The 18223-nt window shown below is 62.4% G+C and carries 21 protein-coding genes; 9 read left to right on the plus strand and 12 right to left on the minus strand.

The window, feature by feature from the left end:
• Nucleotide 1 precedes the first annotated feature (1 nt).
• Entirely contained in the window at nucleotides 2-874 is an 873-nt protein-coding gene (locus CMV14_RS22565; RefSeq protein ID WP_139114749.1) for a DUF1499 domain-containing protein, read from the plus strand.
• A gap of 20 nt (nucleotides 875-894) precedes the next feature.
• Here CMV14_RS22565 and CMV14_RS22570 read toward each other — a convergent pair whose 3' ends face one another.
• The 8 genes from CMV14_RS22570 to CMV14_RS22605 all read right to left on the minus strand — a co-directional run bounded on the left by CMV14_RS22570 (nucleotide 895) and on the right by CMV14_RS22605 (nucleotide 5581).
• A complete protein-coding gene (locus CMV14_RS22570; protein ID WP_066966761.1) occupies nucleotides 895-1551 on the minus strand; it encodes an NrsF family protein in 657 nt (218 codons plus the stop codon).
• Between the two features lie 5 nt (nucleotides 1552-1556).
• On the minus strand, nucleotides 1557-2081 hold the full coding sequence (locus tag CMV14_RS22575; RefSeq protein ID WP_066966764.1) for a sigma-70 family RNA polymerase sigma factor: 525 nt from the start codon (nucleotides 2079-2081) through the stop codon (nucleotides 1557-1559).
• Nucleotides 2078-2536: a DoxX family protein gene (locus CMV14_RS22580; RefSeq protein WP_066966768.1), complete on the minus strand. Its 459-nt coding sequence runs from the start codon at nucleotides 2534-2536 to the stop codon at nucleotides 2078-2080. Before CMV14_RS22580 ends, CMV14_RS22575 begins: the two co-directional genes overlap by 4 nt.
• Nucleotides 2537-3298 (minus strand): HvfC/BufC family peptide modification chaperone, encoded by a 762-nt coding sequence (locus CMV14_RS22585; protein WP_066966771.1) that lies wholly within the window; start codon nucleotides 3296-3298, stop codon nucleotides 2537-2539.
• Nucleotides 3285-4211: an MNIO family bufferin maturase gene (gene bufB, locus CMV14_RS22590; RefSeq protein ID WP_083216005.1), complete on the minus strand. Its 927-nt coding sequence runs from the start codon at nucleotides 4209-4211 to the stop codon at nucleotides 3285-3287. The genes CMV14_RS22585 and bufB overlap by 14 nt, the downstream gene beginning before the upstream one ends.
• Nucleotides 4212-4241: 30 nt before the next feature.
• Complete coding sequence (gene bufA1 / locus CMV14_RS22595) at nucleotides 4242-4580, minus strand: BufA1 family periplasmic bufferin-type metallophore (RefSeq protein WP_066966777.1); 339 nt, start codon at nucleotides 4578-4580, stop codon at nucleotides 4242-4244.
• A 21-nt stretch (nucleotides 4581-4601) separates the two neighbouring features.
• Complete coding sequence (bufA1, locus tag CMV14_RS22600) at nucleotides 4602-4901, minus strand: BufA1 family periplasmic bufferin-type metallophore (protein WP_066966780.1); 300 nt, start codon at nucleotides 4899-4901, stop codon at nucleotides 4602-4604.
• Nucleotides 4902-5011: 110 nt separating this feature from the next.
• A complete protein-coding gene (locus CMV14_RS22605; RefSeq protein ID WP_066966783.1) occupies nucleotides 5012-5581 on the minus strand; it encodes a TetR/AcrR family transcriptional regulator in 570 nt (189 codons plus the stop codon).
• 194 nt (nucleotides 5582-5775) lie between these two features.
• On the opposite strand from CMV14_RS22605, the gene CMV14_RS22610 reads away from it, so the two are divergent.
• The 6 genes from CMV14_RS22610 (at nucleotide 5776) to CMV14_RS26915 (ending at nucleotide 10029) form a co-directional block, all read left to right on the plus strand.
• Entirely contained in the window at nucleotides 5776-6552 is a 777-nt protein-coding gene (locus tag CMV14_RS22610; RefSeq protein WP_066966787.1) for a cysteine hydrolase family protein, read from the plus strand.
• Nucleotides 6553-6604: 52 nt separating this feature from the next.
• Nucleotides 6605-7033 carry a nuclear transport factor 2 family protein gene (locus tag CMV14_RS22615; protein WP_096367814.1) on the plus strand — a complete coding sequence of 143 codons (429 nt, stop codon included), beginning with the start codon at nucleotides 6605-6607 and terminating at the stop codon, nucleotides 7031-7033.
• Between the two features lie 47 nt (nucleotides 7034-7080).
• Nucleotides 7081-8601 (plus strand): IS21 family transposase, encoded by a 1521-nt coding sequence (istA, locus tag CMV14_RS22620; protein WP_096367681.1) that lies wholly within the window; start codon nucleotides 7081-7083, stop codon nucleotides 8599-8601.
• A gap of 11 nt (nucleotides 8602-8612) precedes the next feature.
• A complete protein-coding gene (gene istB / locus CMV14_RS22625) occupies nucleotides 8613-9413 on the plus strand; it encodes an IS21-like element helper ATPase IstB (RefSeq protein ID WP_066970386.1) in 801 nt (266 codons plus the stop codon).
• Between the two features lie 174 nt (nucleotides 9414-9587).
• Entirely contained in the window at nucleotides 9588-9767 is a 180-nt protein-coding gene (locus CMV14_RS22630; RefSeq protein ID WP_066970355.1) for an SDR family oxidoreductase, read from the plus strand.
• A gap of 121 nt (nucleotides 9768-9888) precedes the next feature.
• A complete protein-coding gene (locus tag CMV14_RS26915) occupies nucleotides 9889-10029 on the plus strand; it encodes a hypothetical protein (protein WP_190282641.1) in 141 nt (46 codons plus the stop codon).
• Nucleotides 10030-10146: 117 nt separating this feature from the next.
• Here CMV14_RS26915 and CMV14_RS22635 read toward each other — a convergent pair whose 3' ends face one another.
• From CMV14_RS22635 to CMV14_RS22650, 4 genes are all read right to left on the minus strand, one after another.
• Nucleotides 10147-12414, minus strand: a complete 2268-nt coding sequence (locus tag CMV14_RS22635) for a TonB-dependent receptor (RefSeq protein ID WP_083216194.1) — start codon at nucleotides 12412-12414, stop codon at nucleotides 10147-10149.
• Between the two features lie 216 nt (nucleotides 12415-12630).
• On the minus strand, nucleotides 12631-13389 hold the full coding sequence (gene istB / locus CMV14_RS22640; RefSeq protein ID WP_066970376.1) for an IS21-like element helper ATPase IstB: 759 nt from the start codon (nucleotides 13387-13389) through the stop codon (nucleotides 12631-12633).
• Nucleotides 13386-14882 (minus strand): IS21 family transposase, encoded by a 1497-nt coding sequence (istA, locus tag CMV14_RS22645; protein ID WP_066970373.1) that lies wholly within the window; start codon nucleotides 14880-14882, stop codon nucleotides 13386-13388. The genes istB (CMV14_RS22640) and istA (CMV14_RS22645) overlap by 4 nt, the downstream gene beginning before the upstream one ends.
• Nucleotides 14883-14940: 58 nt before the next feature.
• The gene (locus CMV14_RS22650; protein WP_153046171.1) at nucleotides 14941-15396 is read right to left on the minus strand and encodes a hypothetical protein; all 456 of its coding nucleotides are present in this window, start codon (nucleotides 15394-15396) and stop codon (nucleotides 14941-14943) included.
• A 234-nt stretch (nucleotides 15397-15630) separates the two neighbouring features.
• Here CMV14_RS22650 and istA (CMV14_RS22655) point away from each other — a divergent pair, with 234 nt between their 5' ends.
• Both istA (CMV14_RS22655) and istB (CMV14_RS22660) read left to right on the plus strand, forming a co-directional pair.
• On the plus strand, nucleotides 15631-17151 hold the full coding sequence (istA, locus tag CMV14_RS22655; RefSeq protein ID WP_096367681.1) for an IS21 family transposase: 1521 nt from the start codon (nucleotides 15631-15633) through the stop codon (nucleotides 17149-17151).
• 11 nt (nucleotides 17152-17162) lie between these two features.
• Nucleotides 17163-17963, plus strand: a complete 801-nt coding sequence (gene istB, locus CMV14_RS22660; protein WP_066970386.1) for an IS21-like element helper ATPase IstB — start codon at nucleotides 17163-17165, stop codon at nucleotides 17961-17963.
• Nucleotides 17964-18223 lie beyond the last annotated feature (260 nt).

An 18223-nucleotide genomic window follows, 5' to 3' on the forward strand; every position in this document is an offset into this window, starting at 1 on the left:
GTTGTTCGATGTCCATCCGGGCTTGTCGCGCGAGCCGACCGAACCTTACACGCCTTCCGCAAGAATTCGTCCGAGATTGACCCCGTCTCGCATTCCTGCTGACTTCTCGTTCATGGCACAACGGGATCCCAATCTTTCCAATTGGGCGGTCTGGGCAACGCGCCTTGCCCTCTGGTCGCTCCGCCTCGCCCTTTTCTCGCTGGCGGTGGCCGCGATTGGCCTGACACTGGCCCGCTATGATGTGATCGCCAAGCTGGCCGGGTTTTCCGCGCTACTGGGTGGCGGACTAATCTCGGCGCTTGCCTTGATCCTTGGCATTGCGGGCCTTGTCGCTGGTCGCAAAGGCAGCGATCCTTCGCGGCCGCGTGGCATCGCCGGGGTTGCAATTTCCTTCGCCTACGTAGGCTTTCTCGCCACTCGGCCGCTCGTCGCCGGCGATGCGCCAGCCATCCATGATATTACGACCGATCTTTCAAATCCCCCGCAGTTTGAGGCCCTGCCGTTGAGGTCCGATAATCTCGCAGGCGTCGGCACGATGGAAAACTGGCGCAAGATCCACTCCGAAGCCTATGGTGACTTGGCTCCGATCACACTGTCGAAGCCCGTGGCGGAAGCGACTGCGGACGCTATCCGTCTCGCAAAGCAAGCTGGCTGGCAGATTGTGGCAAGCGATCCAGCGCGCGGTCATGTCGAAGCCACCGCCAGCGTCTCGTACATCCGGTTTCAGGACGATGTGGCCATCAGGATTGTGCCGACCGCAGACGGGCGCCGTTCACGCGTCGACATGCGTTCGGTCAGCCGTGTCGGTATCGGTGATCTTGGCGTGAACGCGCGTCGAATTCGTGATTTCCTGGAAGCGCTGGCCGCTGAGTGAGCCTTTCCGGCTTGCGTACCTTACCAGCGAATGATCGGCGGCACCGCAAACCGGCCAATCACCGCGCTCACCACCACGACTGCGCTGTGCCACAGCCCGATATGGACGATGTCGCTGTAGATGCAGTGGAACGAGAAGGCGAAGATGCCGAAGCTGCCGGCAGCCACGCCGGTAAGGAGACCGGCGCGTTCGGGTGAGGTCGGTGCGCCTCGACGAAGCCACCAGACAAGCACCGCGAACGTCATGAGCGCGAGCCCGCTCCCCATCGTCAGGCAGTCAAGGCCGTGCTCCACGGCAGTCGCCGAAATTGCGTCCGCACCTCGCCCAAGGCCGATTATTGCGGCAGCGGCAGGCAAAAGCGCCGTCATGGCGGCTGCCCATACCCAGCCGCCATGATCGCTGCCGACGTGCGGCCGGCTCATGACAATGACCGTGACGGCGGATGCCAGCCCAAGCAGGAGGAACAGCCCCGTCGCCAGCAGGAACACAGGATCGAACCGCCCGGCGAGCACGTCTGGGCGGACACCGAACATCAGGGTCACCGTGGCCAGGGTCACGCCAAGTCCGGCAAGTGCGAACCCCATCCCGCTCGAGAAGCGCAGCGGCCGTACCGGCTCAAGGCCATCGACCAACTGGGCGATCAGGGCGCCGGTGGAGTTTGGGGTATCACGGGACATCGGTTTCACGCTTTCTCGATCATCGCGGTTAGCTTTTTCAGCCCGCGGTGAATGTTGACCTTTATCAGGCTCTCGCTCTGTCCGCAGGCTTTTGAAGCCTCGGACACGGAAAGCCCTTCGATCTTGACCAGCTCGATCGCCCTGACTTGGGCGTCGGGCAATTGGGCGAACAGCCTCTCGAGGCTGATCCGGGCGGCGATGGCGGGCTCTTCGTCCGCCCCTGCCAGTTCGTCGGCAAGCTCTGCTTCATCGGCGCGATAGATCCTGCGTAGATGATCGACCCAGCGGTAGCGGGCGATCGCCGCCAGCCAGGGCAGGAACGCGCGCGCCGAATCCCAAGTCGCCAGCTTTTGATGAAGCGCCAGCAATGTTTCCTGGACGAGATCGTCCAACTGTCCGGGGGCGACCCGACGCCCGAAATAGGAACGGAGCCAGCGCTGGCATTCATTGAGGAGAGTGGCATAGGCTTGCTTGTCGCCTGCCTGTGCCATCGCCATCAGACGGGCCAGCGAGGGCTCGTCGGCCTTCATGCAGTCCGCCCGCGTGCCAGCGCAGCGTCAAGGCTGATGCTGCCCGCACCGCGCACGATCAGCACCAGCGCCATCGCTACCCACAAGGAATGCACCTGCCACCAGGCCTCCGGATAGACGAATATCTGGATGACCATGGTCATGCCCAGCAGGGCCAACGCTGAAAGGCGCGTGAACAAACCGAGCACCAGCAGGATCGGGAACATATGCTCCGAGACCGTGGCCATGACGGCGGCGAAATCGCTCGGCAGCGGCACGCCTTTGTATTCCTCCTGGAACAGGAAGTAAGTGTTGTCGCTGATCGAGAACCAGCTTCCCTCATCGACCTTGGTGCGCCCCGACCGCCAGAACACGCCCGCGAGCACGATGCGGGTAAACAGGAGGGTCAGGTTTTGCAGTCTGCAGTTGCTGACCAATGCGACCATTCGGTCATAGAAATTCAGTATCCGGTCCATTCACGCCACCTGTTGCTGTACTGTCCGGATCAGGGCGCCCGCTTCGAGCAGCGCTATCAGCGCTGCCATGAAGTCGTCGGACGACATTCGATCCTTACAGTCAGGTTCGCTGAAGCGGCCCAGAAGGTTACCGACAGTCTGAGAATCTTCGAGTTCTGCGAAGATTGCGTGCATGGCCGTGGACGCCGGTGACACCAGTACGTCGGCCTCGGGCCTGACGATCAGGATCGCCGGCGCATCGGCAAGATCAGGCACCTCAAAGCCAATTGCCTCATGGACGCTGCGATCGAAAGTCTCGATGAAAGCCGAATGATGGCCTGCGAGAGCCACATCGAGCAGCGCGCCCTCATCGAATCCGGCGAGATCGGCAAGGCGTAGCGCCACCGCGTCGGCAGCATGATAGGCTTCCAGCCAGAGCCATTCGAACCGGGCCAGGTCGACTGCCGCGCGAGGCTCGCCGCACCCGGCAAGATAGCCTGGAAATGCCTCGCCGATGCCCGCCAGGGTACTGGCCGTCACTCCCGGCTGTTCGAGATACAACCGGGAGTGTTCGTTGAATCGGGCATGCCCAATCAGGGCGAGCGTACGCGGAAAGGTATCCTCGAGCGCGACCAGCCGCGCGTGCGAGATCGTATTGGCATGGACTTTCATGCCGGCCAGAATCCGTGCGCGCGTCCCTGCGAAAAGGCGATCCGGCAGGAACTCGGGGCCATGATCGAGGGCCTGCATCATGGCCGCCTGGACGTGCTCAAGCGCAAGCATGGGCCGCGTCCGATGAGAGAGCATTCACTGGCGAGAAACTCGCCTGTACGCGCATAATGGCCTCCGCCTTTGCCGCTTCCGCCAACAGCACGCCGTAATCGGGAACATTGGTGTCCCACTCAATCAGCACCGGCTTGCGGCCAGCGCGCGAGATGAAGCGGGCAAAGAGCGTCCAGGTAATCTCGGAGACGGCCGAACCGTGGTCGTCGATCAGGAGGACGCCGTCCGCGTGTTCCTCCCTCGCATGGCCAGCCAGATGGATCTCGTCGACCAGGCCTGGATCGATGGAATCGATCATTGCTTGCGCATCGAGGCCGAGATTGGTGGCGGAAACTTCGATGTTGTTGATGTCGAGGAGAATGCCGCAACCCGTGGACGCGCAAAGCAGGTGAAGAAACTGCGCTTCGCTCATATCGTCGCGAGCAAACGCCAGGTAGCGCGAGGGGTTCTCGATCAGGATGCGGCGCTTCAGCCGGTCCTGCACGCGGCCGATCTGCGTGACGAAATGTCCCAAGGCTTCGTCGGTATAGGGCACCGGCAAGAGATCGGGATAGCGATTGTTGGCGCTACCGCTCCAGCTGAGATGGTCGGATACCGAGGCCGGCTCGTAGCGCTGGCAAAGCGCCGCAAGCTGTTCGAGTTCTTCCGCATCGACCCCGCCCGAGCTGCCCAGCGACAGGCCGACAGAGTGGAAGCTCAAGGGAAAGCTCTCCGCGATGGCGGACAGCCAGCGATGAGGTGGTCCGCCGGCGCCAAAGTAGTTCTGCGGGTGAACTTCAAGCCAGGCAGGGGCTATCGGCGGTTTTGGGGCTGGTGAAGAAATGCTGGCTGACATGGGCTGAAGCACTTGGGTGTAGTGCTGCGGCTTCAGTCCAATTCCCGGCAAGGGGGGCAGATTTGGCGGGAGTTTCATGTCAGCCAGCATCCATGCGACCCGAGGGCTTCAGCCCTTCTGGGCGGCGGGAGGGGTGTTTCCGGCACGCTCGACCAGCGAACCACCCATCGTCTCGCAACTTCCGACGTCGACGTACTTCCAGGCGTTGCCCTGATAGTCGACGGTCGAAGTGCCTGCACACGTTGTGCCGGGGCCGGCCTTGCAGTCGTTGTTGCCCTTCAGCGCCACGCCGAAGCACTTCTCCTTGGTCGCGACTTCGGTGCCCTTGGCATTGGCCTCGACACGGGGCTCCTGAGCGGACTTGCCGCCCGAACCGCAGGCCGCGAGCATCGCGGCACCGGCAAGCGCTGCGGCAAAACCCGGCAGCGGGATGGGATGTCTGGTCATGGCGAGGGCCTTTCGCATGCGTCAGCTACGGCGCGGGACCGGCCGGGCGTTGCCCGCGTGGGCCTCGAGCGTTCCGCCCTGCGAGACGCAGGTGCCGGCGGCCACCAGCTTCCAGGCATTGCCCTGGTAGTCGACCTTCGAGGTGCCAGCGCAGCTCGTGCCCGGGCCGGCCGCGCAGTCATTCTGGCCCTTGAGTGCGACGCCGTAGCACTTTTCCTTGGCGCCAGCGTTCTCGCCGGCGGCCGAGGCGGGCGAAGCGGCCAGCAAGGCAGCAGCGGCGAGTGTCGCGGCGGCAGCAGCGAGACCGGTCGTGGATTTCATGATGGTTCCTTTCGAAGCTGAAGTGAGGCTCTGTGCGCTCACTCAACTCAATTCGAAGGATCTGGGCTTTTGGTTACAGGGGGGCGATTATTTGATCGCGGCGCCTGCCCTCATTTGTCTGGAGTGGCCTCATCGACGAGCTTGATCGCCACGGCCTTTGCATCGAGCGCCGGCGTGCCGCCTCGGCCCATCGTCGCAAGGACGACCGCCCCTTCCTTTAGCAGCGCCAATTGCCGGGCCAGCTCGGTCGGCTGCTTCAAGCCTGCCTCTTCGGCAATCTCGGCGAGTTGAGCAGATACGCGGCTGACATGATCCGTAGCCTCCCGGTTGATGGGGTGCTCGGGATCCTGATACTCCGAACTGGCCTTGGCGAACATGCAGCCATGGAAATCAGGCTCATTGAACCATTCGTGCAGGGCGTCGAACATGGCGATCAATTGATCGCGTGGCGTCGAAGCGAGCTGTGCCATGCGGCCGAAGAGCCATCCACGCAGGAATGCGTCGCGCGATTTCAGCGCCGCAACGATCAGGTCATCCTTGGTCTTGAAGTGCTTGTAGATCGACGTCTTCGAGATGCCGGTTTCCGTAACCAGCCTGTCCATGCCGGTCGCCTGAAAACCATTGCGATAGAAGATCGCTGTTGCCTTCTCGACAAGCTCGTCGCGTTTGGTTTGCCGCATCAACGGAGTCTCCGGGTCGGCCGAATGCTATCCCGCGCGATGATTATAATCATCAATTCAATGCCTTGTATCGGTCCTACCCCCGATTGCAGGGAAAGGGGTTGACAGGGTTTACCGATCAGTACACCTAATGGAGTACCGATCGGTAAACCTTTTAACACTCTCCCCGCCAATTCCAAGCTTTGAAAGGGTTCATGATGAAAATCTCCGCTGCCGCCCGGTTCCGCCGGGCGCTGCTGATCGGTGCGGCCGCACTGGCCAGCCTCGCCCCCCTCGCGCCGGCCCAGGCCGATGGACTGCCCGATCCCGGCTTCCAGATCGTACAGGGCCAGACGGCCCTGCTTGTCACCGATCCGCAGAACGACTTCCTCAGCCCCAATGGCGTCGCCTGGGGCGTTGTCGGCAAGAATGTCGAAGCCAATGGCACCATCGGTCACATCGACCAGTTGTTCGCGGCCGCCAAATCCTCCGGCATGCCGGTCTTCATCTCGCCACACTACTATTACCCGACCGATCATGGCTGGCGTTTCGAAGGGGCGCTCGAAGCGCTCATGCACCATATCGGTATGTTCGATCGCAAGGGACAGCTGACGACCGAAGGCTTCGAAGGCTCCGGCGCAGACTGGCTCGCCCAGTACAAGCACTACATCAACGACGGCCAGACCGTCGTGACCAGCCCGCACAAGGTATTCGGTCCTGAAACCAACGATCTGGTTCTCCAACTGCGCAAGCGCGGCATTTCCAAGGTAATCATCGCCGGAATGTCGGCGAACCTGTGCACCGAAGCGCACATGCGTGAGCTTCTCGAGCAGGGCTTCGAGGTCATGGTCGTGTCCGATGCGACAGCCGCCGCCCAGCTTCCCGGCATGGACGGCTACGCCGCAGCTTTGGCCAATTTCCGAATGATTGCGAACCATGTCGCCGACACTGGTACGGTCGTCGGCGCGATCCGGGCCAACCATCACAAGTAATCGCAAACCCGGTGGGGCCGGTCCTGCACCGGCCCCCGTTCGGAGAATCAATATGCCCGATACCGATGACTTCGTCTTCACTGCGGAAACGGCACGCGCCAAGGTTCGCGCCGCTGAGGATGCATGGAACACGCGCCAGCCGGCCCGCATCGCGCTCGCCTATTCGCCGGATAGCCGCTGGCGAAACCGCAGTGAATTCGTCAACGGCCGCGCGGAGATTGAGGCATTCCTCACCCGCAAGTGGCAACGCGAGCTCGATTACCGCCTGATCAAGGAGATCTGGGCATTCGCCGGCAATCGCATCGCCGTGCGCTTTGCCTACGAATGGCACGACGATTCCGGCAACTGGTTCCGCTCCTTTGGCAACGAGAATTGGGAATTCGATGCCGAGGGCCTGATGCGCCGACGTTTCGCCAGCATCAATGATCTGAGAACACCGGGAATAAAAGGGGCCACGGATCGGCCAGTCTCACCGGATTAAAAAGGGGCCAGTCCTGCTAGACCTCCGTTTTTGGGCGGAGGTGGAGGATGAAGAGAGTGGAGCTTTATCAGAAGGTCCGCCGCGCCGTGCTGATTGACGGGATGAGCCGTCGCGCTGCCGCCCGGTATTTTGGGATCAATCGCAAGACCGTCGACAAGATGCTGTGCTTTCCAGAGCCAGCAGCGCACGGCCGGAGCGGGCAAACCTACAGCCGCAAGCTGTCCGGATTTACCGACATCATTGACCAAATCCTGGTGGATGACCGCAAGGTTCACATCAAACAGCGACACACTGCCGCGCGTATTTTCGAGCGTCTGCGCGATGAACATGGCTTCACCGGCGGCATCACCATTGTTCGCGACTATGTGGCGGGCGCCAAGTTGCGCAGCCGCGAGGTGTTCATACCATTGAGCCACAAGCCGGGGCATGCGCAGGTGGATTTTGGTGAGGCGGACGGGATCATCGACGGCAAGTTGGTGCGGTTCCACTATTTCTGCATGGACCTGCCGCACAGCGATGCGCCGTTCGTTAAAGCCTATCCTGCCGAGGTGGCTGAGGCATTTTGCGAAGGGCACGTGGCGGCCTTTGCCTTCTTCGGCGGCATCCCGCAGTCGATCCTGTATGACAACACCAAGCTGGCAGTGGCGCAGATCCTGGGCGACGGGAAGCGCGAGCGCAGCCGGATGTTCTCGACCCTCCAGAGCCATTACCTGTTCGAAGACAAATTCGGGCGCCCCGGCAAGGGTAACGACAAGGGCAAGGTCGAGGGGCTGGTCGGTTATTCCCGGCGCCACTTCATGGTGCCGAGGCCAGAGGCGCCCAGCTTTGATGCGCTGAACGCGCGCTTTGTCGAACAATGCATGGAGCGACGACAGGCCATCTTGCGCGGGCATGAGCGCAGCATCGGTGACAGGCTGGTGGCTGATCTGGCGGCCTTTATGCCGCTACCGGCGGTGCCGTTCGATCCCTGCCATATGGTGACGGGGCGGGCCTCGTCGATGTCGCTGGTGCGCTATCGTACCAATGATTATTCGGTGCCGACGGCCTATGCCCACCAGGAGGTCGTAATCAAAGGCTATGTCGATCGGGTTGCGATCATCTGTGGCGGGGAGCTGATCGCAGTGCATCCGCGCAGCTATGAGCGGGAGGACTTCATTGCCAACCCGCTGCACTATCTGGCGCTGTTAGAACAGAAACCCCGCGCGCTTGATCAGGCAGCGCCGCTCGATGGCTGGGTGCTGGCTGAACCGATGCATCGCATCCGACGACTGATGGAGGCGCGCAGCGGCAAAGAGGGACGGCGCGAGTTCATCCAGGTGCTGCGGCTATGCGAACGCTTCGAGCAGTCCCTGGTGGAATGGGCAGTGGCCCGCGCGCTGGAGATGGGGGCAATCAGCTTCGATGCGATCAAGATGATCGCGCTGGCCCGCCTCGAACAGCGTGTGCCGCGCCTCGATCTGCAATTTTACCCGCATTTGCCGCGCGCGAATGTCGGGCGTACCGATCCGCGCACCTACATGGGCCTGCTCTCGCAGGCAGGCACTCCAGCGACGGGAGTGGCAGCATGAGTGATCCCATGATGCCGCTGCCAGCCATCGAGGCCGAACCCACCAGCGTGCCGCCCGCTGTACTACTGGCCAACCATCTCAAAGCGCTCAAGCTGCCCACCTTTGTGCGCGAGTATGAGAAGGTCGCCTTCGAGGCCGCGCAGGATCGGGCCGATTACCCCCGCTATCTGCTGCGCCTGTGCGAACTTGAACGGATTGATCGCGAGCGCCGGATGGTGGAGCGCCGTATCCGCATGGCTCGCTTCCCGCACACCAAGAGCTTTGACACCTTCGACTTTGCAGCCCAGCCATCACTGAACAAGGCCTTGGTTCTGGAACTGGCGCGCGGTGAATGGATCGAGCGGCGGCGTAATGTCATTGCGCTGGGCCCCAGCGGCACCGGTAAGACCCACACCGCCCTCGCGCTAGGACTGGCTGCGTGCCAGAAAGGGCACAGCGTGGCCTTCACAACGGCCGCGGCGTTGGTCCATGACCTGATGGAGGCTCGCGACGAGCGTCGCTTGCGCAGCCTGCAAAAGCATCTGGCATCTGTAAAGCTGCTGATCCTCGACGAGTTGGGATATGTACCATTCACCGCCGTGGGCGGCGAGTTGCTGTTCGAGGTACTCAGCCAGCGCTATGAACGCGGCAGCACGCTGATCACCAGCAATCTGCCCTTCGATGAATGGACATCGGTGTTCGGCTCCGAACGCCTGACCGGCGCCCTGCTCGACCGGCTGACACACCACGTCCACATTCTCGAGATGAATGGTGACAGCTTCCGTCTCGCCAGCAGCCGCAAGCGCCAGAAGGACAAGGGGGAGGATAAATGACCTAAGAACGGGCGGCCATCGGCAGCGGGAAATCGGCTTCCGCTCCGCTCCAGCCGCTTCCCCGCTGCCGATGCTGCCCAGCCTCAACCTTGGGGCTTTTTGTTCAAACCAACTGGCCCCATTTTAAACCGGTGCCTGGCCCGTTTTTATCCCGGCGTTGACAGGTCGCGCCGCATGCGCGAGGGCGGCATGGGCTTCGACCCCAAGGGGCCGATCATGATGCCCGGCCGCCTGCTGCTCGGTTCCGCCCAGCCGATCCAGCTCGCGAGCGCGATCCTGTTCCTTGCCAGTCCCGCGTCGAGCTACATGACCGGCCACGTCATGGCCGTCGACGGCGGTTATATGGTGGGATGAACGGCGGCCGGTGGAGCGAGGGCGGTCAGGCTGCCCGGCGATCATGGAGGCGACGGCCCAGGCCATAGTCCCATGATCGTCGTGCGCTGCGGCCCGTGTCCGGCTGCACGAACGTGACGGGATGGACGACCGGCGGGAAATCGCGGTTGAGGCGAGGGATCTGCCGATCGCCGCCACCTGCCCGGCCCGCTGCAGCTTGTCGCCGGCGGCGACGCTCTGCATCGATCTGATGCGAGAGGCGATGTCGAAGGTCGTCGGATAGCCGGCCCCTGCGCCGAACTGCCTCAATCGGGCCTTGCTTTCGTCAGGGTGGACGGGCTGGCGGGATATCCTCCCGCCAGCCTTCCGGATATCGTTCGCCAGTGCTCGGCGGTGGCGATCAGAAGCGGACGCCGAACTCGACGCCATAATAGCGCGGCATGCCGCCAAAGGCGTTGTATCCGATGATCGGCGACTTGATCTCGGCATATTCGGTATTGGCCAGATTGCGGCCGAACAACGACACCGACCAGCGGCCCCGCTCGTAGGTGACGTTCGCGTCCCAAAGGCCATAGGCTTTCTGTTCGAGCAGGGGCGTGTTCTGCACGTCGGTGTAGACATGCGAGCGCCAGGTGTAGCCGGTGCGGAACGACAGCGAGCTGTCGTCGCCGAGATCGGTTTCGTAGCTGCCGCCGATATAGGCGGTCCATTTCGGCACGCGGTCGAAGCGGAGGCTCGTCGCGCTGACGCCGGCGGGCAGGCCGGTCAGGTTGTTGAACGAGTCGTATTTCGCGTCGGTATAGCCCAGCGATCCGTCGAAGCGCAGGCCACGGACCGGAGCAAATGCGGTTTCCAGCTCGATGCCCTGGATCGTCGCCTTGGCGGCGTTGAACAGCTGCTGGGCCGGAGGTTCGCCGGCAACGGCGAACTGGACGAGCCGCTGGATGTCGTCATATTTCTGACGATAATAGCCCAGGTTGATGCGCAGGCGGTTGTCCAGCAGGTCGGACTTCACGCCCACTTCGTACGACGCGACCGTCTCCGGATTGGCCGGGGTGACGGCACCGCCGGCCGATGGCGCGCGGGCATTGAAGTTGCCTGCGCGGTAGCCGCGCGAATAGCTCGCATAGAGCATGATATTGGGCTGCACCTTGTAGTTCACCACGAACCGCGGCGAGACGTCGTCCCACGACTTCTTCGCGTCGAGGAAGTTGAGCACGCAGGATTCGAAGCTCTGGCCCGGGCAGTTGACCAGCGGCTGGACGTGCATCCGCTTGGTGTCCTTGCTGTAGCGGACGCCGGCCGATGCGGTCAGTTCGGGGGTGATGTGGAAATCGAGATTGGCGAAGGCCGCATAGGACTTGATGTCCTGGTCCCACACGTTGACGGTGTAGCGGTCGAGCGTGGTCGTCGGGAGCCGGGTCAGGCGCTTCTCGAACACATCCTCCTTCAGGTTGAAGTAGAAGCCGCCGACCAGCAGGTCGAACCGGTCCGCGATGGTGATGTTGTAGCGTGCCTCGAAGCTGCTTTGCTTGGCATCCTCCTCCCCGTCAGGGTACAGCAGCACGTCGAAGGGATCGCCGCCGACGTTGAGCGTCGAGTCATAGCTGACCTTGCGGTAGGCGCCGATCGCGGTGAGCGTGCCGGCGCCGATGTCCTGCGACAGCTCCCCGATGATATGGAAGCCCTTGATGTCGGTATAGCCGGGCGTGCCCAGATTGACGCCCCACTTCTTGTCGGCAGGCGTATAGCCCCACAGGGTCTGCTGCTGCCGCTGAGGGCTGCCGGGAACGAAGAAGGAACGGGTCGCGCCGCCGCCGTCCTTGAAATTGATATACTGGCCGAGCAGCGTGAACCGCGTGGCTTCGGCGACATTGAAGACCCAGGTCGACTTGACGACCACCTCGTCGGCGCCACCGACCCGGCCTTCCTTGTGCTGCGCCGCGGCGGCCCCGGTGGGGTTGGCGTTGGTCGCGGCCGGGACGGTCACGAAGGTGCCGCTGTTCCGGTTGTGGAAGAAGCCGTCATTGTTGCGGGTCAGCACCGCGAGGCGCGCGAAGACCTTGTCCTCGACGATGGCGGTCTCCAGCCCGGTCCGGGTCTCGACCGTGTTCGCATTGCCCAGGGTGACCTTGAACGTCGCTTCGCTCTTGCCGGTGGGGCGCTTGCTGCGCAGGCTGACGGCACCGCCCGATGCGTTGCGGCCGAACAGCACGCCCTGCGGACCACGCAGCACCTCCACCCCCTCGGTGTCGAACGTGTCCAGCACGGCGCCCGCCTGGTAGCCGATGACCATCCCGTCCTGGATGATGTTGACCGCCGGGTCGAGCGACCTGACGCTGCTACTCACGCCGACGCCGCGCATGAAGAAGTTGGCGAAGCCGGGGAAGGTGCCGACCCCGTCGAGCTGGGCGTTGGGGACGAGGCGTCCGATGTCGCGGATGTCGATCGCGTGCGAGGCCTCGATCGTCTTGGAATCGATCGCGCTGATCGCCATCGGCACTTTCTGGAGCTGCTCGCCGCGCGCCTTCTTCTGGGCATAGACGACGATGTCCTGGATGCCGTCCGGATTCGGGTCCGCAGCCTGCGCGTAAGCCGGCGAAACCAGCGCCATGCCCAGTGCCGCAGCACTCGCCATCGCCAATGATCCTCGAACGGATGTCTTCATGCGACCTCTCCCTGTGCCGATTATTCGATTAATATCGATATCGAATTAAATGCATTCATATCGAAATATATCGATGCCGCAAGAATGTCAACGGCGGAGCAATTTCCGGCCACCGGGCGGAGCAAAAGTCGGCCACCCTTGCGCCCGGCTGAGACCGCCGTGAGGGCGTAGCCCGAGCGGGGTCTCAGCCGGGCGCGGCGATTTTTTTGAAAGGTTTCAGCCAGCCTTTCGGGCGCGGCTTTGGGCGAGACGATAGCTGTCGCCGTTCATTTCGAGAATGTTGACGTGGTGGGTGATGCGATCGAGCAGTGCGCCGGTCAGTCGTTCTGATCCCAAGGTTTCGGTCCATTCATCGAAAGGCAGATTGCTGGTGATCAGGGTGGCACCGCGCTCGTAACGCTGGGAGATCAGCTCGAACAGCAATTCCGCACCGGTCTTGGAGAGCGGCACGAAGCCCAGTTCGTCGATGATCAGCAGCTTGTAGGCGGCCATCTGCTTCTGGAAGCGGAGCAGACGCCGCTCGTCTCGAGCCTCCATCATCTCGCTGACCAGGGCCGCCGCCGTGGTGAAGCCGACGGATAAGCCTTTCTGGCAGGCGACCAGGCCGAGGCCGAGCGCGACATGCGTCTTGCCCGTGCCGCTGGGACCGAGAGCGATGACGTTCTCGCGGCGCTCGATCCATTCACATCTGGCCAGTTCCAGCACCTGTATCTTGTTGAGCTTGGGGATGGCGGCAAAGTCGAAGCTGTCGAGGCTTTTGACGACCGGGAATTTGGCCGCCTTGATCCGCCGTTCGACCTTGCGGCGATCGCGCTCGATCATCTCCCGCTCGGCAAGCCGGAAGAGGTAGCCGACGTGATCGACGTCCTCGGTTGCGCAGAGTCGGGCCAGCTTTTGGTGCTCGCGCTGGAAGGTCGGCAGCTTGAGGGTCTTGAGATAGTGGGCGAGCAGGATGTCAGGTGCTTCGGTGCTCATGCCGCCTCTCCCGCATCAGACGACAGGAGGCGCATATACGCCTTCGCCGAGGTCTTCTCGACCGTCGCCCTCGGAAGGTACGGATAGATCGACAGGTCCAATCGCGGCGGTCGGCGTTCTACGCGGCACAGGATCAGATGCTTGACCGCATCGAAGCCGATCGCGCCGAGCTGAAGGGCCTGCCTTACCGCCGCATGCAGGTCGGCAAGCTCGAAGCTTTCCAGCAGACGGAGAACCTGGACGTATTCCCGCCGGCCATGCTTTGCCATGCGGCCTTCCATCAAACGGCGCAGCGTGGCGAACTCGTCCGGCAGATCCCAGCCCTGCAATGGAGCTGCCTGATCCAGCGCATTGATCTTCTGCTCGATCAGCGGCAGGTAATGGACGGGGTCGAAGACGATGTCTTCCCGTTCCCAGCTCCGGGGATGGCGGGCGATGATCTCACCACGGCAACCGATCACCACCTGATCGACATAGCCCCGGACCCAGACGTCTTGATGACCGTAGGCAACCGGCACGGAATAGTCGTTCGTTTTGTAGCGCACCAGCGATTGGGCTGTCACAACAGCGCTGGTCTGGTCGCAGGCATCAAACGGCGACGCCGGCAAGGGACGCATGGCGGCAAGATCGCGCTGCAGCCGTTCGCCGATCGTCTCGTTCTCGCCGCGTAGCTTATCGCGCTGGCGCTTTCGGCACTGCTCCTCCAGAAAATCGTTGAACGCATCCCATGTCGCAAACTGCGGGATCGGCACCATAAAGTTGCGCCGGGCATATCCGACAAGACCCTCCACATTCCCCTTGTCATTACCCTTTCCCGGACGGCCATAGCGATCGCGGATCAGGTAGTGGGACAAAAAACCGCTGAACAGCGCTGCCCGCTTGCGCGTGCCGTCGGGCAGGATCTTCGCCACAAGGCAACGGTCGTTGTCGTATACGATCGACTGCGGCACGCCTCCGAAGAAGGCAAACGCATGGATGTGGCCGTCGACCCAGGCCTCGGCCACCGCCGCCGGATAGGCCCGCACGTAGCAGCCGTCGCTATGCGGAAGATCGAGCACGAAGAAGCGCGCCTTCTGCTCGACGCCGCCGATCACCACAGTCGCCTCGCCAAAGTCGGCCTGCGCATGGCCGGGAGGATGCGACAGCGGCACGAACACCTCCCGGCGGCGCTGATCCCGCTCGCGCATGTAGTCCTTGATGATCGTGTAGCCGCCGGTGAACCCGCATTCGTCGCGCAGCCGGTCGAACACCCGCTTGGCAGTATGCCGCTGCTTGCGCGGCACCTTCATATCCTCGTCGAGCCAATGCTCGATCGTCGAAACGAACGCATCCAGCTTCGGCCGCCGGATCGGTGATCGCCGCTGATAGCCGGGCGGTATCGAATACGACACCATCTTGGCGACGCTGTCGCGAGATATGTTGAAATGCTTTGCTGCCTGGCGCTGCGTCATCCCTTCGGAGACAGCCAGGCGAACCTTCAGATATAGTTCCACGGTGTAGATCCCCTGTCCCTCCTGCCGTCATTGCAGAAAGGAAATAGGTGGCCGGATTTTACTCCGCCCGCGGCTGGTTTATTCCGCCGCTACCGTGGCCGACTTTTGCACCGCCGCTCTCATTGGGCTGCACCTCGCGAAGGACGGCGTAGCCTTTGAACTCGGTATCCGTGATTGCAAAGCGAAGCGTCCGCTTGACGCCCTGATCGTCTGTGAACGGGACGCTCAGCGACTCCAGACCCGGCGGTAACGCATATTCGCCAGCAGGCAGAATCGCGAAGCCGGACGGCATGATCGTCACGGCATTGCGAGTGTTCCACAGTCGGGCGGTAAAGCGGAGCGGCATGGTCCCGCCCTGTTCCTTGCTCCCCATGAATGAATGCTCCACCAGCTTGGCGGAGCCGGTGCATTCGACCTCTTGATAGGACGGCGCGGCCAGCACGGGGGCTGCAATCGCAGCAACCGCCAGCGCAGCGGCTCCCGTGACGGATTTCAAAGCGGACAGAGAACGCATTCTTACCTCCATTCCATGGGCAGGATTGCCCATGGTGGAAGTTTCAGTCCTCACAGCCTGGAACGTGGGAGAAAGGTGCGCTTCTCAGCTATTTGGGTTCATTTCCAACGGACAATCCCCCTTTCGAACACGGGTGAGAACACCGGGAATAAAAGGGGCCACGGATCGGCCAGTCTCACCGGATTAAAAAGGGGCCAGTCCTGCTAGACCTCCGTTTTTGGGCGGAGGTGGAGGATGAAGAGAGTGGAGCTTTATCAGAAGGTCCGCCGCGCCGTGCTGATTGACGGGATGAGCCGTCGCGCTGCCGCCCGGTATTTTGGGATCAATCGCAAGACCGTCGACAAGATGCTGTGCTTTCCAGAGCCAGCAGCGCACGGCCGGAGCGGGCAAACCTACAGCCGCAAGCTGTCCGGATTTACCGACATCATTGACCAAATCCTGGTGGATGACCGCAAGGTTCACATCAAACAGCGACACACTGCCGCGCGTATTTTCGAGCGTCTGCGCGATGAACATGGCTTCACCGGCGGCATCACCATTGTTCGCGACTATGTGGCGGGCGCCAAGTTGCGCAGCCGCGAGGTGTTCATACCATTGAGCCACAAGCCGGGGCATGCGCAGGTGGATTTTGGTGAGGCGGACGGGATCATCGACGGCAAGTTGGTGCGGTTCCACTATTTCTGCATGGACCTGCCGCACAGCGATGCGCCGTTCGTTAAAGCCTATCCTGCCGAGGTGGCTGAGGCATTTTGCGAAGGGCACGTGGCGGCCTTTGCCTTCTTCGGCGGCATCCCGCAGTCGATCCTGTATGACAACACCAAGCTGGCAGTGGCGCAGATCCTGGGCGACGGGAAGCGCGAGCGCAGCCGGATGTTCTCGACCCTCCAGAGCCATTACCTGTTCGAAGACAAATTCGGGCGCCCCGGCAAGGGTAACGACAAGGGCAAGGTCGAGGGGCTGGTCGGTTATTCCCGGCGCCACTTCATGGTGCCGAGGCCAGAGGCGCCCAGCTTTGATGCGCTGAACGCGCGCTTTGTCGAACAATGCATGGAGCGACGACAGGCCATCTTGCGCGGGCATGAGCGCAGCATCGGTGACAGGCTGGTGGCTGATCTGGCGGCCTTTATGCCGCTACCGGCGGTGCCGTTCGATCCCTGCCATATGGTGACGGGGCGGGCCTCGTCGATGTCGCTGGTGCGCTATCGTACCAATGATTATTCGGTGCCGACGGCCTATGCCCACCAGGAGGTCGTAATCAAAGGCTATGTCGATCGGGTTGCGATCATCTGTGGCGGGGAGCTGATCGCAGTGCATCCGCGCAGCTATGAGCGGGAGGACTTCATTGCCAACCCGCTGCACTATCTGGCGCTGTTAGAACAGAAACCCCGCGCGCTTGATCAGGCAGCGCCGCTCGATGGCTGGGTGCTGGCTGAACCGATGCATCGCATCCGACGACTGATGGAGGCGCGCAGCGGCAAAGAGGGACGGCGCGAGTTCATCCAGGTGCTGCGGCTATGCGAACGCTTCGAGCAGTCCCTGGTGGAATGGGCAGTGGCCCGCGCGCTGGAGATGGGGGCAATCAGCTTCGATGCGATCAAGATGATCGCGCTGGCCCGCCTCGAACAGCGTGTGCCGCGCCTCGATCTGCAATTTTACCCGCATTTGCCGCGCGCGAATGTCGGGCGTACCGATCCGCGCACCTACATGGGCCTGCTCTCGCAGGCAGGCACTCCAGCGACGGGAGTGGCAGCATGAGTGATCCCATGATGCCGCTGCCAGCCATCGAGGCCGAACCCACCAGCGTGCCGCCCGCTGTACTACTGGCCAACCATCTCAAAGCGCTCAAGCTGCCCACCTTTGTGCGCGAGTATGAGAAGGTCGCCTTCGAGGCCGCGCAGGATCGGGCCGATTACCCCCGCTATCTGCTGCGCCTGTGCGAACTTGAACGGATTGATCGCGAGCGCCGGATGGTGGAGCGCCGTATCCGCATGGCTCGCTTCCCGCACACCAAGAGCTTTGACACCTTCGACTTTGCAGCCCAGCCATCACTGAACAAGGCCTTGGTTCTGGAACTGGCGCGCGGTGAATGGATCGAGCGGCGGCGTAATGTCATTGCGCTGGGCCCCAGCGGCACCGGTAAGACCCACACCGCCCTCGCGCTAGGACTGGCTGCGTGCCAGAAAGGGCACAGCGTGGCCTTCACAACGGCCGCGGCGTTGGTCCATGACCTGATGGAGGCTCGCGACGAGCGTCGCTTGCGCAGCCTGCAAAAGCATCTGGCATCTGTAAAGCTGCTGATCCTCGACGAGTTGGGATATGTACCATTCACCGCCGTGGGCGGCGAGTTGCTGTTCGAGGTACTCAGCCAGCGCTATGAACGCGGCAGCACGCTGATCACCAGCAATCTGCCCTTCGATGAATGGACATCGGTGTTCGGCTCCGAACGCCTGACCGGCGCCCTGCTCGACCGGCTGACACACCACGTCCACATTCTCGAGATGAATGGTGACAGCTTCCGTCTCGCCAGCAGCCGCAAGCGCCAGAAGGACAAGGGGGAGGATAAATGACCTAAGAACGGGCGGCCATCGGCAGCGGGAAATCGGCTTCCGCTCCGCTCCAGCCGCTTCCCCGCTGCCGATGCTGCCCAGCCTCAACCTTGGGGCTTTTTGTTCAAACCAACTGGCCCCATTTTAAACCGGTGCCTGGCCCGTTTTTATCCCGGCGTTGACAGCCCCGGCCGAAGCGCGTGACCGGGCGGAGCATGGAGTGGCACTGATCCAGGGCAGCCTTGTGCTCGCAAGAGGGCTCGGTTCAACCAAACCCTTCC

The sequence above is a fragment of the Rhizorhabdus dicambivorans genome (genome assembly GCF_002355275.1).
Lineage (GTDB): Bacteria > Pseudomonadota > Alphaproteobacteria > Sphingomonadales > Sphingomonadaceae > Rhizorhabdus > Rhizorhabdus dicambivorans.